Source organism: Roseibium sediminis (assembly GCF_008711325.1).
Classification (GTDB): domain Bacteria; phylum Pseudomonadota; class Alphaproteobacteria; order Rhizobiales; family Stappiaceae; genus Roseibium; species Roseibium sediminis.
Window position 1 is genome coordinate 89204 of sequence record NZ_VXDB01000001.1, and the last position, 15133, is coordinate 104336.

The following is a 15133-nucleotide window of genomic DNA, read 5'->3' on the forward strand; positions in this document are numbered from 1 at the left end:
TTTTTCAAGACAACAAAAAACCGGGCCACAGTCACCTGCGGCCCGGTTCATTTTTTGCAATCAATTAGTCCAGATAGGTCTGGCCGTTTGCCTTGCCGACTTCGCCCTTGAACAGGGTGAGAAGCTCAACGGCTTTCGGATCAAGGTTCTCGATCACATGGTTTTCAAACGCCGGCTGGGTCGCCGATGCCATGGCCTGACGCTGCTCGGCGGATAGAGCCGTAACTTCCATCTTGTCCATCAAGCCAGCAAGACCGCGATCGGAAGCCTCGATGATGCGGGAAAGACCGCGGCTGGCAGCAACACAGTTTTCTGCAGCCGTGTGAACGGCAACCCGCTCGCTGTCCGACAGACCTTCATAGAAATCGCGGTTCAGCATGAAGGTGTAGGGTGAAAACAGATGGTTGGTCAGGGTCATGTACTTCTGAACTTCAGAGAAGTTCGCAAAGGAGATGATCGGAACCGGATTCATCTGACCATCGATCACACCTGTCTGCAGGCCGGAATAAACCTCACCCCAAGACAGCGGATAGGCTTCCGCGCCAAGTGCCTGGATGATCTTCTGGTGGGACGGCAGGGTCATGGTGCGAACACGAATACCATCGAAGTCCTCAAGATTTGCGATCGGACGCTTGGAGTTGGTCACTGCAAAGAAGCCACCTGTGTCCGGGAAACCGAGCACGACAACATCGCCGAGCGTTGCCTCGATGTCTGCAGCCAACGCCTTGCCAAACGGCCCGTCAAAGACCTCATAGGTCGCCGCATTGCCGTTGAAGGCGAAAGGCAGGTTCAGAACGTCAATGCGCGGGTAGTAGCTGGCCAGGGCCCCGGTTGAAGTCAGCGTCGCCTGAATGATGCCGTCACGAACCTGCTGGACATGCTCGGCAGCCGAACCAAGCTGGTTCGATCCGTAAACCTCTACCGAGACACTGCCATTGGTGCCAGACTGCAGAATGTTAGAAAACACAGCAGTACAGGCATGTGCCGGATTTTCGAACGGATCGGTCTTGTTGTCGTGACCAAACTTGATTACGCCGCCAGCCAGCGCGGATGTTGCTATCATGCTCGCTGTCAGCGCGAGTCCGAGTGTCTTGAGCATCTTAGTCTCCTCCAGTGATTACTCAGATTTGTCAGGCGAACCCGAGGGCTCGCGGGATAAGAAGGGCCGCGTCTTCCCAGAACGCGAAGATGAAGAGGATCGCGATTTCCGCGATCAGGAAGGGCATGAGCTTGATCGATATTCGCTCCAGCTTTTCACCCGTGACCGATGACAGCACGAAGAGGCAGGCCCCCACGGGCGGCGTCATCAGGGAAATGTTGAGCGCGAGCACGAAAATGATGCCCGCATGGATCGGCTCCAGACCGACCTGGGCGGTCAGGGGAACCAGTACTGGTGCAAGGATGATCAGGATGGCGGTGATATCCATCACCATGCCAACGACCAACAGCAGGCAGATGATGATGGCAATCACCGCATAGCGATTGTCGCTGAGCCCCAGCACGGTTTCCGCGATCAGCTGCGGAATGCGTTCAAAGCTCATCCACCAGCCGAGAATTCCGGCAAAGGCGATGATCACGAAAATGACCCCAGTGATGCGCGCAGTCCGCACCAGCATCCGGTAAAAGGAACGAACAGTCAGCGTCCGATAGACGAAGACACCGATGAAGAGCGCATAGGCTACCGCAATGGACGCAGCCTCGGTTGGCGTCACCACCCCGCCCAGAATGCCGCCAAGAATGATGATCGGCATGGCAAGCGCAGTCAAAGACCCCACAAAGGTCTGCCAGACCTCTCGAAGGCTGGCACCACGGCTCGCCTTTGGCAGATTTTCGCGATTGCCGCCGAGAACGATGACCACCATACAGACCGCACAGATCACAAGGCCTGGGAGAATGCCTGCTGCAAAAAGACCGGCGATGGAGACACCCATCAGTGAGCCATAGACAACCATCAAACCGGACGGCGGAATGGTCGGGCCGATGATCGAACCTGCAGCTGTCACCGCACAGGCATAATCGCGCCGATATCCCTCCTTGACCATGGCAGGCACGAGCGTGCGCCCGAAGGCGGCAGCATCAGCCGTTGCAGACCCGGTCAGCCCCGCAAAGAACACCGATGCGAGCATGTTTGTATGCGCCAGTCCGCCGCGGAACCGGCCAACAAGAACCTGTGCCAGCTTCACCAGCCGGTCGGTTATGCCGATGTCATTCATGATTTCGCCGGCAAGAATGAAGAACGGCATGGCGAGGAACGGAAAGATGTTGAGGCCGTTGAAAATCTTGCTCGGGCCGATGGCGAGGAACTGGGTTCCTCCCATGTCGATAAGACCGACAACGCCTGCAGCCCCGATGGCAAAACCGATTGGCATTCCGAACAGGATGAGAAGCACAAAAGCGAGAGCTGCAAACATTATGCGGCCTCCGTCACAACGTCAGGCTCAAGGTGAGCCCCGAGATCCCGGATCAAGACGAGCAGTTGCTGGATCGAGCAGATAATCGCCGCGGCGGGAATGGCCGCATAAAATGGCGCGAGGCTCACACCGAAGATCATCGCTTCCCGCTTGATGCCGCCTTGCGCAAAGCCAAGGCCAAACCAGGCGACATAGAGGAAAAGACCCAGCACAAGCACATCCATCGCAATGAGCAGAGTGCGACGCAGGCTTTTCGGCAGGAGCGACACGAAAGCCGTCAGCCCGATATGCTCGCGCCGGGCAATGCCGCAGGAAACAGCCAGCATCGCTGCCCAGATCATCAGATAGCGGGCGAGCACTTCCGGCCATGGCAGCTGCCATCCGAAGTAGTAGCGGTCCAGAACTCCTAGCCAGACATCCAGAACCAACAACAGCATCAGGAACGCCACAACCGCCTCCACTGCGGTGTTCAGGCGATCCGAAACTGTAGCAACCGAGTTCCGCATGCGTCCTCCCAATATGTAATTTTTTTACAAAATTGATCAGAAAGATTCCGAAATCAAGCGGTATTTTTTCATAAAATTACCAATTTAGCGCCTAAGGGTCAGAATTGATGTAATTTTAGTATGGCAATTACGCGCAAAAAATACTTTAGTTACAAATCAAATAAGAGCACCGATGTAGCGAGGAAGAGCGCCGTGACAAAGCAAACGGGTAACGAAGCACGCCTTCCCACGCGCGGGCAGGCAAAGGTTCCCGACGTTATTTCCGCCTTAAACCGGATGGACGGCCAACTTGCAGCCCGCGAGCAGCGGGTTGCCGATTTCGTGCGCCAGCGGATCGACAGCATCAGCTCCATGTCGATCGCAGATGTTGCTGAAGCAGCAAATGTCTCGACGCCAACGGTGATCCGCTTTTGCCGATCGCTCGGGTGCGACGGTTTCAAGGAATTCAAGCTCCGCCTCGCCCAGAACCTTGCCGTCAGCCTCCAGTATCTGCACCCTGTACCGGACCACCAGACGCCCACTGTGGAGCAGGCGCTGGACCGGGTGCTCAGTGCGATCTACGGAACAGCGAATGCCATGCGCCAGCAGATCGACCCAGCTGCTATGGAACGGTCCGCACATGCCATCGTGAACTGTCGGCAACTGCTCACCGCCGGTATCGGTGGAGGCTCCTCCATGCTGGCCGAAGAGGCCGCGAACCGCTTCTTCCGCCTTGGGATACCGTCCACCCCGACAAGCGACAGCTATATGCTTCAAATGAGAGCTGCAACGCTCGGATCTGACGATGCCTTGCTGCTGTTTTCCGCCAGCGGGGAAACGGATGCCATTGTCGGCGCAGCTCAGGTCGCAAGGGGCTATTCCGCCACCACCATCGCGGTGACACGGCCCGGCTCCCGCCTGGCAAATGTTGCCACCCATCCGATCACCATGGATCTTCCGGAAGACCCGAACATCTTCAAACCGACAGCCTCCCGGTATGCCTACCTGGCCATGCTCGATACACTGGCGATGATGGTCGCAACACAAAAGCCGGACGCGACACGGGAGAACCTGCGCAAGATCCGCGCATCCCTCACCGCCTATCATGGACGGACCGGACCTCAGCCTCTGGGAGACTGAGCCCCTGGCACTCTATTTGGCGCAGGCTTCCAGCACGCTTGAAAAGTCTCGCCAGAGATCTTGCGGGTTCTCCAGCCCGAGACTCAGCCGAACGAGCCGGTCAGAGACCCCAAACCGCTGCATGGAATTCTGTTCCCCGGCCTGCGCAAGGCCGACCCGGCTTGGCAGGATCAGGCTTTCAAAACCGCCCCAGCTTACTCCCAGATGAAACAGCTTCAGCGCATCACAAAAAGCTGGAATATCCACGCGATCAGACAGCTCGACGGACAAGAGGCCGGTTCGCCCTGTAAGGCCTGCAACACTTCCTGCAGCGGGAGAGTGGATCCGTGTGACCAGTGGATGACCCGTCAGATGCTCTACAAAGAGGTTCGCGGTTTCCTGATGCTGTCGCATGCGCACTGGCAAAGTGCGTAGCCCGCGAACGAGCAGGAAGGCTTCGAACGGGGCAAGCTTCCCGCCAAACAGGGTCAGAGCCTGCTCTCGAACCTTGTCTGTCAGTTCTTTTCGCGAAACGAGAACCCCGGCAACCGTGTCCGAGTGCCCCCCGAGATACTTGGAGGCCGAGTGAACAACGATGTCGATCCCGAGCTGCAGAGGCCTTTGGAAGATCGGTGTTGCCCAGGAATTGTCGACAACCGTCAAGGTCCCGTGCCTTTTCGCATGCCCTGCTACCTTGGCAAGGTCCATGGCTTCCAGAACAACGGAGTTGGGACTTTCCAGATAGGCCAGCCGCACCCCTTTCAACAGATCCGGCTCCTGCTCGAAGGCCGTGACGGAGTGATAGGACACATCAACGCCAAAGGGCCGGAGAAGCTTTTCAAACAAACGATAGGCATCCGGGTAGACGTGCTCGACGCAGGCGATCCGGTCCCCCGGTCGAACAATCGGAATAACGGCGGACGAGATCGCCGCCATGCCAGATGCGAAGCCAACAGCCGTCTCGCCGCCTTCAAGCAGTGCCATCATCTCTTCAAAGGCGGCAACGGTCGGATTTCCAACCCGCGTGTAAACCGGATCGCCTGTCCGCCCGGACATCCGGTCCTCAAAGGCCTGATAGGTCTCGAAGGTGAAAAGCGATGTCTGGACAATGGCAGGCGGCACAGACCCGCCGAAGCCGGTTTCAGCGGCTGCAAGCAGGGTTTCTATGGAATAGGTAGGCTGGCTAACATCTGCCATTGAGTTCCTCGGCAATTTCCTGCGCTTCGGTGCAAACCTGATCGATGATCTGACCAGTCAATCTTGCTGCCAGATCCTCTTGGCCGCTACAAATGGCATCAGCCAGTTCCCGGTGCATGGGGATGGTGTCCTGACCAAGGTGCGGTCGACCGAAGGGCGCTTCGTAAATATTGTTGAACCCGGCCTGTATCTGCTCAATCAGCTGGCGGAAGAGCGGATTGCCGGAAGCTTCGTGAATGGAATTGTGGAATCTCTGATCTGCTGCCCGCCAGTCTTCGCCAGCCTGATGCACCGCAAGCAATTCAGCACATCTGGCCTTCATCACAAGGCGCTGGTCGCTGGTTGCATTGCGTGTTGCCAGCCGAACTGCCTCGATTTCAAGGGGACGGCGCACCTCCTGCATGCGCAGAAGGCTGTCAGCCTCCTGCCGAATGATGAGCGCGACTCGTATGGTCTTGGCAGAGACTTCCTCGGTCAGCCGTGTACCGGCTCCCTTGTTGCGGGAGACGACACCCATGCTTTCCCACATCTTCAGGGTCTCGCGGATCGTTGAGCGACCAAATCCAAGCCGGTCAACAAGCTCAAGCTCGGGCGGTAGCCGATCCCCGACCTCAAGGCCATCTTGCTCGATCAATCGGATCAAAGCGCTTGGTACATCTCTTGGCGCGGTCACTCTGCCCTTCCCAACCAATGCAAAGGCCGAGCGAAATTCCACCACCCGACAGTGATCAGATACCAAACTATGTCTGACAAAGAAACAATTTTGTCAGACATAGTTTTAGGATGCGTGTAGATCCCCAAAAGGGATCAGATGCAACGCCCGCCATCGACCTCCATGGCAACGCCGGTCACCATGGACGCTTCATCCGAGCACAAGTAACAGGCCGCATTGGCGATATCGGAGGGAAGTGAGAACCGGCCAATCGGGATGGTGGAAAGGAATTTGGCCCGAATGTCCGGAGTGTCCTCGCCCATAAAGCTCTTCAATAGAGGGGTTTCCCCGGCAACCGGATTGACCGCATTGACGCGAATGCCCGCCGGAGCAAGTTCGACAGCCATCGCCTTGGTCGCGGTGATCATCCACCCCTTGGACGCATTGTACCAGGATAGCCGCGGGCGCGGGCTGACACCGGCCGTCGAGGCAATATTGCAGATAGCACCGCTTCCACGCTTTTTCATGCCCGGGACAAAAGCCTGCGCCATCAGGAACACCGATTTGGCATTGACGGCCAGGACACGGTCGAAATCCTCCTCGCTGATTTCGTCCAGCGGAGCGGGAAGATGGGTAACCCCAGCATTGTTGACCAGAATATCGGGCACGCCGCCAAATTCCAAAGCCGCCAGTTCAGCCATGACCGCAACAGATGCGCGATCAGCCACATTGACCTCCACAGCGATGCCGCCGCATTCATCGGCGATTTCTTTAGCCCCGGTCAGATTGAGGTCGGCGACCATCACCCGCGCGCCTTCGGCGGCAAACTTGCGAACGATGCCGGCTCCAAAACCGGATGCCCCGCCTGTGACAATCGCCGTCTTGCCTTCAAGTCTCATGTAACCTCCCGCGCTCTATCCGTGAAACGCTGCAACTGTCTTGAGCGATGAAAATCCGTAAAGTGCCTCAAAGCCCTTTTCCCGCCCATGACCGGACTTGCCACGTCCACCAAAGGGCAGTTCCACGCCGCCACCGGCCCCGTAATTGTTCAAGAATACCTGCCCGGCCCGAAGAGCCTTGGCCAGCCGCATGAGACGGCCGCCATCCCGGCTCCAGACTGAGGCAACAAGGCCATAGTCCGTGCCATTTGCGATCGCGAGGGCCTCATCCTCGCTGTCAAACGGTATGAGCACCTGAACCGGCCCGAAGACTTCTTCCTGCGCCAAGGGGTGATCAGGCGAAACGCCAGTGAGAAGATGCGGGGCAACGTAATGGCCACCATGTGGCAGATCATCGCGAAGGACCGCGGATGCGACGATTTCACCGCCCTGATCGAGATAGCTGCTGACCAGCCCCTTTTGGCGTGCGGATATCAGCGGCCCGACATCCGGGTCGCTCATCGCGGGTCCCACGCTCAAGGCCCGATAAGCAGCTGCCATGCGCCCGGCAACCTGATCAAAGATCGATCGCTCTACCAGAATGCGGGAAGACGCCGAACAGGTTTGACCGGCATTTTGAATTCCCGCATTGACAAGAAACGGCAGGGCCCGATCCAGATTGGCATCAGCAAAGACGATCTGCGGTGACTTGCCTCCAAGTTCCAGCGTCACCGGAATCACATTTTCTGCCGCAGCCGCCTGTACCCGCGTCCCTGTCGCGACCGAGCCGGTGAAGGACAGATGATCCACACCCGGATGCTCGGAAAGGGCTGCGCCTGCCTCCGAACCAATGCCCGGCACCACGTTCAGTACGCCGTCCGGAAACCCGGCCTCGGCAGCCAGCGCCCCAAGGGCCAGTGCCGTGAGACAGGCCTCTTCGGCTGGTTTCAGGACGCAGGCATTGCCCATGGCAAGCGCTGCCCCAACCGACCGCCCGATGATCTGCATGGGATAGTTCCAGGGAACGATATGCCCGGTTACACCATGCGGCTCGCGCAACGTGTAGACCGTGTAGCCTTCCTGATAGGGAATGGTCTCGCCATGGATCTTGTCCGCAGCCCCGCCATAAAATTCCAGATACCGCGCCAGAGCAGTCACATCCGCGCGGGCCTGGCGCAGGGGCTTGCCGACATCCAACGCCTCCAGCCGGGCAAGGTCATTTGCCCGTTCCTGAACCAGGCGTCCAAGGCGCATCAGGAGACGGCCCCGCTCAACGGCGGTCACGCTGCCCCATTCACCATGAAATGCGGAATGCGCCGCTTCCACCGCCTGATCAATCTCCGCCTCGCCGCCTCGCGCGATTTCCGTAAGACGCGAACCGTCAGACGGGTTTTCGAGCAACAACCGCCCTTCGGCCGCAGGAACGGCTTCCCCGCCGATAAGACAGAGACCGGGATCAAACCAGAGTTCAGAGAGATTCAGAGACATTGGCAGTTTCCCGCAATTGAGTGAAATCAGGCAGTTTGGGCGCAGCTTCCAGAAGAGAGCGCGTATAAGGGTGGCTCGGTGTTGCCAGAACCGTTTGTGTGTCCCCCTCCTCCACGATCTCCCCGGACTTCATCACCAGAACCCTGTCGGTGATGCTGCGCACGACGGAAAGATCATGGGAGATGAACAGATAGGCGAGATTGAACCGACCGGAGAGATCGGCCAGAAGATCGAGGATCTTGGCGCGCACCGATACATCCAGCGCTGACACCGCTTCATCGAGAACAATGAGTTCCGGTTTCAGGATGAGGGCTCTCGCGATGGCAAGACGTTGGCGCTGACCGCCGGAAAACTCATGAATGTAGCGATCTGCTGAATCCAGCGGCAGGCCAACGGCTTCAAGCGCCTCGGCGATACGATCCCGTCTTTCTCCTGCCGTTGGCTGCCGATCCAGAATGTGAAACGGCTCGGTGATCAGCCGGGCAACCTTGTGACGAGGATTGAAGGAGCCATAGGGGTCCTGAAAAACCACCTGAACGCGGCCTCGTGCTGTCTCCGGGACCTTGCCGTCAATGGCGATGGTGCCGCCTCGGATTGCTTCAAGCCCGAGGATGGCCCGGGTCAGGGTAGACTTGCCACAGCCGCTTTCGCCAACCAGCCCAATGCGCTCACCGGCCCGAATTGAGAAGCTGACCCCTTTGACCGCATCAAAATAACGGCGCATCGAGAATGGTGTTTTCCGAGGCAGGGCATAGGAACAAAATACGTCCCGAACAGCGAGCAGAGGTTTGCCCGCATGTTCACCGGCCACGGGCGGAAGGTGAGCCTGATGGCCGGATGCTTTAAATAGGGCCCGCGTGTATTCGTGACGTTGCTGGCGAAGAACCTCCTGCGTCGGTCCCGCCTCGACCACTTCGCCCTCACGCATGACGACCAGCCTGTCAGAGAACTCCGACACGACCGCAAGATCATGCGTCACGATCAGCAGACCCATGCCGAATTCCTCGACCAACCCCTTCAGAAGATCAAGAATTTGCGCCTGAGTGGTCACATCCAGAGCTGTTGTCGGCTCGTCAGCAATCAGCAGCGCGGGTCGTTCGGCAATGGCGAGCGCGATCACCACACGCTGCCTTTGACCTCCTGACAACTCGTGCGGATACCGGGAAAGCGGAAAACGCTCTTCGTCAAGCCCGACCCTGTTCAGGACCTGCCGCGCCCGCTCCAGCGCTTCCCTCCTGCTCGCGCCGGAATGAATTCTGACCGCCTCGGCCACCTGATCGCCAATCGTCTGAACCGGATTGAGGGCCGTCATAGGTTCCTGAAAGATCATGCCGATCCGCCCTCCGCGGACGCGGCACATTTCGGCCTCGCTCAGGCTTCCCAGATCTTGTCCTTCAAGCAGAATACGACCGCCCGTCTTGCGCACCGCATTTGGCAGGAGACGCATGACGGCTAGGGCTGTCATGGATTTTCCCGATCCCGATTCCCCCGTGACTGCCAGAATCTCCCCGGCCGCAATCTCAAAGCCGACACCGGACAGGATCTGTTTGCCGGGCACCTCGAGACAGAGATTTTCCACCTGCAGAACACTCATGAGCGCACCGCCCGAAGTTTCGGATCAAGCAGATCACGCAACCCGTCGCCAAGCAGGTTCAGGCCGAGAACAGTGAGGATGATCGCAAGCCCCGGCACCAGGGCCAGATGAGGCGCAAGACCAACGAGGGTCTGGGAATCCGCCAGCATCCGTCCCCAGCTGGGTGTGGGTGGCTGGGCACCAAGGCCAACATAGGAAAGACCGGCCTCGGCGAGAATGCCGAGTGAAAACTGGATGGTGCCCTGAACGATCAAAAGGTTCGCGATGTTAGGCAGGATATGTTCGGCCGAAATCCGCACCTTGCCCTTCCCGGCAACCCGGGCTGCCAGAATGAAGTCACGTGTCCAAAGGCTGAGCGCGGCTCCGCGCGTCAGGCGGGCGAAGACGGGAATGTTGAAGATGCCGATGGCGATGATCGCATTGACCGCGCTCGCACCAAAAACAGCCGTGATCAGGATAGCTATGACCAGCGCCGGGAAAGCGAAAGCCAGATCGTTGCCACGCATGATCAGTTCATCCAGCCATCCCCGGCCAGCCGCAGCTGCAAGCCCGAGAGGCACGCCCAGCGCCATGCCAATGCCAACCGCCAGAATGGCCACCGCAATGGAGGTTTGTGCACCGGCCATGATCATGGACAGCATGTCCCGGCCATAGTGATCCGTGCCGAGCACATAGCCCTGTCCGGGAAGCTTCAGCCGTGACGCAATGTTGATCGCGGTTACATCATGCGGTGTCCAGAACAGGGAAATAAGTGCCCCGATGGCAAAGACCGAGACCAGTGCAAGTCCGATCACCAAAGACCAGTTCCACCTTTGCGACCGGGTCATGCGCGCACCCTCAGTCTTGGGTCGACAAGCGCGTAGGCCAGATCGACCAGAAAGTTGGTCATGATCACCGCAAAGACCAGCAGCATCACAACGCTTTCAACGACAACCAGATCCCGCTGGGAGATGGATTGGAAGACCAGTCTCCCGAGGCCGGGCAAAGCGAAAACCTGCTCGATGATGATGCCGCCAGCCAAAAGGAAGGCGAACTGAAGTCCGATGATGGTAAGGACAGGGATGAGCGCATTGCGCAATCCGTGACGGAAAATGGCCTGCTGCGTGCTGAGCCCCTTGGCCCGCGCCGTGCGCATGAAATCCTCGCCAAGGACATCGATCAGGGAAGACCGCATGACCCGCGTCAGGATCGCGGCCTGCGGCAGTGCCAGTGCTACAGCCGGAAGCGTCAGGGCTTTCAAGCCTTGCAGGAACCCATTTTCCCATCCGGGAAACCCACCTGCCGAGAACCAGCGCATATTGATCGCAAAAACCAGAATGAGGATCATCGCAAACCAGAAATTCGGAATGGCGATACCGATCTGCGTTGCGCCGATGACCCCGTAATCGCCAGCCTGCCCGCGTCGACTGGCAGCGAAGATACCGGCAGGAAAAGCAATGACGACGGTCAGAAAAAGCGCATAAAGTGCAAGGGGAAGGGAAATCCAGAGCCGATCCGCCACCATTGTCGCAACCGGCGTTCGGTAGGTGTAGGAAACACCAAAATCGCCCTGGAGCATGCCCGTGACCCAGCCGACATATCGCTCAAATACACTGCCATCGAGGCCAAGCTCGGTCCTGAGCGCTGCAATCGTGTCGGGCCTTGCATTCATGCCCAGCATGTAGGCTGCCGGGTCACCCGGAATGACCTCGATGACCAGAAAGATCACCGCAGAGGCCACAAACAGGCTGAGAACAAGGGACGCAAGGCGCTTTGTCAGATAACTGATCATGAATTCCCGCCTTGCGCCCCCACCAGCTTATTCGGCCCAGCGAACGTGGGTCAGGTCCACCGCCTGTGTCGGCGCATTCACCCAAAGACCTTCGATTTCCTTCTTGGCCACCGACAGGCGCGGCAACTGGAAGAGGAAGCCGTTGACATAATCTTCGGAGATCATGGTCTGGGCTTTCTTCAGCAGCTCATTGCGCTTGTCCGTATCGGTCGTCGCACGCAGTTCCTTGATCCGGGCCTGAAAGTCCGCGTTATCGTACTGGAAATAGTAGTCCGGGTTTGCATAGATCCCGATATCCATCGGTTCGGTATGGGACACGATGGTCAGGTTGAAGTCCTTGCCGCGAAACACTTCTTCCAGCCACTGAGCCCACTCAAGATTGCTGATTTCGGTGTTGATACCGACAGCACGCAGCTGGGCTGCAATGATTTCGCCGCCACGGCGCGCATAGGAGGGAGGCGGCAGTTTCAGGGAAACGGTAACGCCGCCTTCAAGACCGGCTTCCTTCAGAAGCGACTTGGCCAGCTCCGGATCATATTGCGAATTGCCGGTCAGATCGACATAGGCCGGATGGTGAGGCGCAAAATGAGAGCCGATCGGCGTGCCATAGCCAAACTGTGCGCCGTCAATCAGCTCCTTGCGGTTGATCGCATGGGCAAGCGCCTTGCGCACCTTCACATTGTCGAAGGGCGGCTTCTTGTTGTTGGTGGAAAGGATCGTCTCCCCTTCCGTTGACCCGATGAGGACCCGATAACGGTCATCCGCCTCGAATTGAATGAGGTTTTCCGGGGCGGGAAATGCGGAAAAGGCATCGAGGTCCCCAGCCATCATTGCCGAAAAGGCAGCCGTCGGATCGGATATGAACTTGAAGGTCGCCGCTTTCAGGTCAGCCGGTTGGCCCCAATAGGCATCGTTGCGCACCAGCTCAACACGATCGCCCTGCACCCACTTGGAGAACTTGAACGCCCCCGTTCCAATCGGATTGGTCTTGATGTTCTCGATGCTCTCCGGAGCGACGATTGCCGCATCCCCCCAAGCCATGTTGAAGAGGAAATTACCATCCGTTTCAGACAGCTTCACCTCGACCGTGGTCGGATCAATAACATTGACTTCGGCAATGCCGGAAAAGAGCCCTTTCTGCGCGTTGGTCGAGTCGTCACCGCGTGCCCGATCAAGCGAGAATTTCACATCCTCCGCATCCATCGTCGTGCCGTCATGAAACGTCACGCCGTCATGCAGCTTGAACGTATAGGTCAGTCCGTCATCTGAGATCGTCCAGCTTTCCGCAAGGCTTGGAACGATGGAGCCGTCTTCCTGAAAACGTGTCAGGCCTTCAAAGACATTGGCATAGGTGACGTCATCGATTGCACCCGCTGCCGCACTGGTTGGATCCAGATGCGGTGGCTCCAGCTGGATGCCGATTGTCAGACTGTCCTTCGCCCACGCCGATCCGGTGAACGCCAGGACCAGAACACTGGCCGTCAGAAAAAACCGTTTCATTTCATCCCTCCCTGTCCGGACCGAGCAATTTCAAGAGGCTCAGTGCCATGACCTTCGCACTGTCAATCATATCCTCGACATCGACATATTCATCAGGCTTGTGTGCAAGTTCCAGCAGACCGGGCCCATAAGCAATACAGTTTTTCAACTTGCCGATGCGATCGATGTGCTTCTGGTCGTAGCTTCCGGGCGAAGCGACGAAATCGGCGCCCTTGCCGAGCACCGACTGAATGGCACCGGCGACAGTGGAGACCACAGGGGCATCGCGGTCCGTCATTGACGGGGCGACGTGGTTGAGTTCCCGCATGGAATAATCGAATTTGGGCCGGTTCTGCTTCAATCCGCTCAGCAGGCTCTCAACCTCTGCCTTCACCCCTTCATGGGTTTCCTCGATCAGATAGCGGCGATCAATCACGATCCGGCAGCTGTCCGGCACACAGTGCGAAGGAAGAGCCGTCGAAACCGATGGGATTTCCTCTTGCCCGCCGTGGATGGAGTTGATGTTCATGGTCGACACCCGGGCTCCTTCCGGCACCACGGGCATGGCCGTATGCCGACTGGACAGCGCAGGGTAGAGTTCGCTTTCGAAGGCATCGAGAACTGCACCCATGTGACGGACCGCACAGTCCCCAAGAAACGGCATGGAGCCATGGGCGATCTCGCCCTTCGTCTCGATCTCCGCCCACCAGCCGCCCCGGTGCCCCAGGCAAATCCGGTCCTTGTGCAGCGGTTCGGGGATAATCACATGCTGAACCCGTTCCGGTGAAAAGAAGCCCTTGCCTGCAAGATAGGCAACACCGCCATATCCGCCGGATTCTTCGTCCGCTGTGCCCGAGATTTCGATGGCACCTGAAAAGTCCTGCACCAGTTCGATGAACACTTCAGCAGCAATGATCGAGGCAGCCAGACCGCCCTTCATGTCGCAGGCGCCGCGTCCGTAGATCTTTCCGTCCTTGAGAGCCCCACCAAACGGATCTTCCGTCCAGCCCTCACCGGCCTCGACCACATCGATATGCGAGTTGAAATGGACACATTCACCGGACGTTTTGCCCTCGCGCCGGGCGATGATGTTCCAGCGCGGATAAGCCTCACTGTCGCCCGGCGCCCCTTCGGCGCGGATCAACTGTGTCTGGAATCCCTTTGAGCCCAACCGCGCGTCCAGAAACGCGCAAATGTCGCGATAAAAAGCGCCGGGAGGATTGATGGTCGGTATCCGGATCAGCTCCTGGGTCAACAAGACAAGGTCTTCCCTACGCTGCTCGATCTCCGCCGCCAACTGATCCTGAATATTCAGACAAGCGTCCATAAATCCTCCCGAGCCACTTGCAAGCGCGAGTGTTGTCCAGACAAGATACGGTATCAATACCGTAGGAATACGGCAGGAGGACCGATGACCCCGAATGAAACCGCACTTCTGGCTTTTGAAGCCGCGCCTATCGGCATAGTTCTGGCCGAAAACCGGATGATCAAGGTCTGCAACACCAAGTTTGCCGAGTTGAGCGGCTATGCAAAGGATGACCTGATCGGCCAGTCCTTCCGCATTTTCTATACCTCCGACGAGGAATTCGACCGCATTCGCGACATCGGACTGCAGCTGATGCGCGAGACGGGACAATACACGGACCAGCGCCTGTTGCGCCGCAAGGACGGAAGCCACATCTGGTGTCGGTTCCGTGCCCGCTCCCTCAGCCCGGACACCCCCCTGACCGCTGTCGTCATGAGCTTTGCGCAGGTGTTTGACCGCCCGGGCAGCGTTGCCCTCACCGGTAGACAGAAAGATATTCTGGCGGGTTTACGGCGCGGCCTCACAAGCAAGGCGATTGCCCGCGAGCTGGGTTTGTCCCCGCGTACGGTCGAAGATGTCCGCGCCCGGTTGTTGAAATTACTTTCGGCGACCAACACGGCAGAACTGCTCGCAAAAGTCAGTCTTTTTGACTGAAGAAAGCCTGGACTGACGAAACCAATAGCCCAAACAACCACCCTTGTCGGCGCGCCAAGGGCTTGCTTAATTTTACCAGACGGACAAAATTCTCTCCGT

General features: G+C 58.1%; 14 protein-coding genes. 2 read left to right on the top strand and 12 right to left on the bottom strand.

Annotated features, from left to right (window positions below):
- Window positions 1–64: 64 nt before the first annotated feature.
- Genes F0155_RS00360 through F0155_RS00370 form a run of 3 tightly spaced genes read right to left on the bottom strand, consistent with a single transcriptional unit; the run spans window position 65 to window position 2917 of the window.
- Window positions 65–1099, bottom strand: coding sequence for a TRAP transporter substrate-binding protein (locus tag F0155_RS00360; protein WP_150522485.1), 1035 nt, complete (start codon window positions 1097–1099; stop codon window positions 65–67).
- A 31-nt stretch (window positions 1100–1130) separates the two neighbouring features.
- The gene (locus F0155_RS00365; RefSeq protein WP_150522486.1) at window positions 1131–2411 is read right to left on the bottom strand and encodes a TRAP transporter large permease; all 1281 of its coding nucleotides are present in this window, start codon (window positions 2409–2411) and stop codon (window positions 1131–1133) included.
- Entirely contained in the window at window positions 2411–2917 is a 507-nt protein-coding gene (locus F0155_RS00370) for a TRAP transporter small permease (protein ID WP_150522487.1), read from the bottom strand. The genes F0155_RS00365 and F0155_RS00370 overlap by 1 nt, the downstream gene beginning before the upstream one ends.
- Before the next feature lie 192 nt (window positions 2918–3109).
- Here F0155_RS00370 and F0155_RS00375 point away from each other — a divergent pair, with 192 nt between their 5' ends.
- Window positions 3110–4036, top strand: a complete 927-nt coding sequence (locus F0155_RS00375) for a MurR/RpiR family transcriptional regulator (RefSeq protein WP_208999062.1) — start codon at window positions 3110–3112, stop codon at window positions 4034–4036.
- 12 nt (window positions 4037–4048) lie between these two features.
- On the opposite strand, the gene F0155_RS00380 is transcribed toward F0155_RS00375, so the two are convergent.
- From F0155_RS00380 to F0155_RS00420, 9 genes are all read right to left on the bottom strand, one after another.
- The gene (locus F0155_RS00380; RefSeq protein WP_150522489.1) at window positions 4049–5212 is read right to left on the bottom strand and encodes an aminotransferase class I/II-fold pyridoxal phosphate-dependent enzyme; all 1164 of its coding nucleotides are present in this window, start codon (window positions 5210–5212) and stop codon (window positions 4049–4051) included.
- On the bottom strand, window positions 5199–5885 hold the full coding sequence (locus tag F0155_RS00385; protein ID WP_244303442.1) for a FadR/GntR family transcriptional regulator: 687 nt from the start codon (window positions 5883–5885) through the stop codon (window positions 5199–5201). The genes F0155_RS00380 and F0155_RS00385 overlap by 14 nt, the downstream gene beginning before the upstream one ends.
- A gap of 134 nt (window positions 5886–6019) precedes the next feature.
- Entirely contained in the window at window positions 6020–6763 is a 744-nt protein-coding gene (locus F0155_RS00390; protein WP_150522491.1) for an SDR family oxidoreductase, read from the bottom strand.
- Between the two features lie 15 nt (window positions 6764–6778).
- Window positions 6779–8230, bottom strand: a complete 1452-nt coding sequence (locus tag F0155_RS00395) for an aldehyde dehydrogenase family protein (RefSeq protein WP_150522492.1) — start codon at window positions 8228–8230, stop codon at window positions 6779–6781.
- Complete coding sequence (locus F0155_RS00400) at window positions 8211–9824, bottom strand: ABC transporter ATP-binding protein (RefSeq protein ID WP_150522493.1); 1614 nt, start codon at window positions 9822–9824, stop codon at window positions 8211–8213. The genes F0155_RS00395 and F0155_RS00400 overlap by 20 nt, the downstream gene beginning before the upstream one ends.
- Window positions 9821–10651 (bottom strand): ABC transporter permease, encoded by an 831-nt coding sequence (locus F0155_RS00405; protein WP_150522494.1) that lies wholly within the window; start codon window positions 10649–10651, stop codon window positions 9821–9823. Before F0155_RS00405 ends, F0155_RS00400 begins: the two co-directional genes overlap by 4 nt.
- Window positions 10648–11595, bottom strand: a complete 948-nt coding sequence (locus F0155_RS00410; RefSeq protein ID WP_150522495.1) for an ABC transporter permease — start codon at window positions 11593–11595, stop codon at window positions 10648–10650. Before F0155_RS00410 ends, F0155_RS00405 begins: the two co-directional genes overlap by 4 nt.
- A 27-nt stretch (window positions 11596–11622) precedes the next feature.
- A complete protein-coding gene (locus tag F0155_RS00415) occupies window positions 11623–13095 on the bottom strand; it encodes an ABC transporter substrate-binding protein (protein ID WP_150522496.1) in 1473 nt (490 codons plus the stop codon).
- Window position 13096: 1 nt separating this feature from the next.
- Window positions 13097–14401 carry an acetylornithine deacetylase/succinyl-diaminopimelate desuccinylase family protein gene (locus F0155_RS00420; protein WP_150522497.1) on the bottom strand — a complete coding sequence of 435 codons (1305 nt, stop codon included), beginning with the start codon at window positions 14399–14401 and terminating at the stop codon, window positions 13097–13099.
- A gap of 84 nt (window positions 14402–14485) precedes the next feature.
- On the opposite strand from F0155_RS00420, the gene F0155_RS00425 reads away from it, so the two are divergent.
- Window positions 14486–15034: a PAS domain S-box protein gene (locus tag F0155_RS00425; RefSeq protein WP_150522498.1), complete on the top strand. Its 549-nt coding sequence runs from the start codon at window positions 14486–14488 to the stop codon at window positions 15032–15034.
- The last annotated feature ends 99 nt before the right edge of the window (window positions 15035–15133 follow it).

Coding starts and splice junctions, on each gene's coding strand:
- F0155_RS00410 (WP_150522495.1), bottom strand. CDS start 11,595: ATGATCAGTTATCTGACAAAGCGCCTTGCGTCCCTTGTTCTCAGCCTG.
- F0155_RS00405 (WP_150522494.1), bottom strand. CDS start 10,651: ATGACCCGGTCGCAAAGGTGGAACTGGTCTTTGGTGATCGGACTTGCA.
- F0155_RS00370 (WP_150522487.1), bottom strand. CDS start 2,917: ATGCGGAACTCGGTTGCTACAGTTTCGGATCGCCTGAACACCGCAGTG.
- F0155_RS00395 (WP_150522492.1), bottom strand. CDS start 8,230: ATGTCTCTGAATCTCTCTGAACTCTGGTTTGATCCCGGTCTCTGTCTT.
- F0155_RS00420 (WP_150522497.1), bottom strand. CDS start 14,401: ATGGACGCTTGTCTGAATATTCAGGATCAGTTGGCGGCGGAGATCGAG.
- F0155_RS00390 (WP_150522491.1), bottom strand. CDS start 6,763: ATGAGACTTGAAGGCAAGACGGCGATTGTCACAGGCGGGGCATCCGGT.
- F0155_RS00380 (WP_150522489.1), bottom strand. CDS start 5,212: ATGGCAGATGTTAGCCAGCCTACCTATTCCATAGAAACCCTGCTTGCA.
- F0155_RS00365 (WP_150522486.1), bottom strand. CDS start 2,411: ATGTTTGCAGCTCTCGCTTTTGTGCTTCTCATCCTGTTCGGAATGCCA.
- F0155_RS00425 (WP_150522498.1), top strand. CDS start 14,486: ATGACCCCGAATGAAACCGCACTTCTGGCTTTTGAAGCCGCGCCTATC.
- F0155_RS00400 (WP_150522493.1), bottom strand. CDS start 9,824: ATGAGTGTTCTGCAGGTGGAAAATCTCTGTCTCGAGGTGCCCGGCAAA.
- F0155_RS00415 (WP_150522496.1), bottom strand. CDS start 13,095: ATGAAACGGTTTTTTCTGACGGCCAGTGTTCTGGTCCTGGCGTTCACC.
- F0155_RS00360 (WP_150522485.1), bottom strand. CDS start 1,099: ATGCTCAAGACACTCGGACTCGCGCTGACAGCGAGCATGATAGCAACA.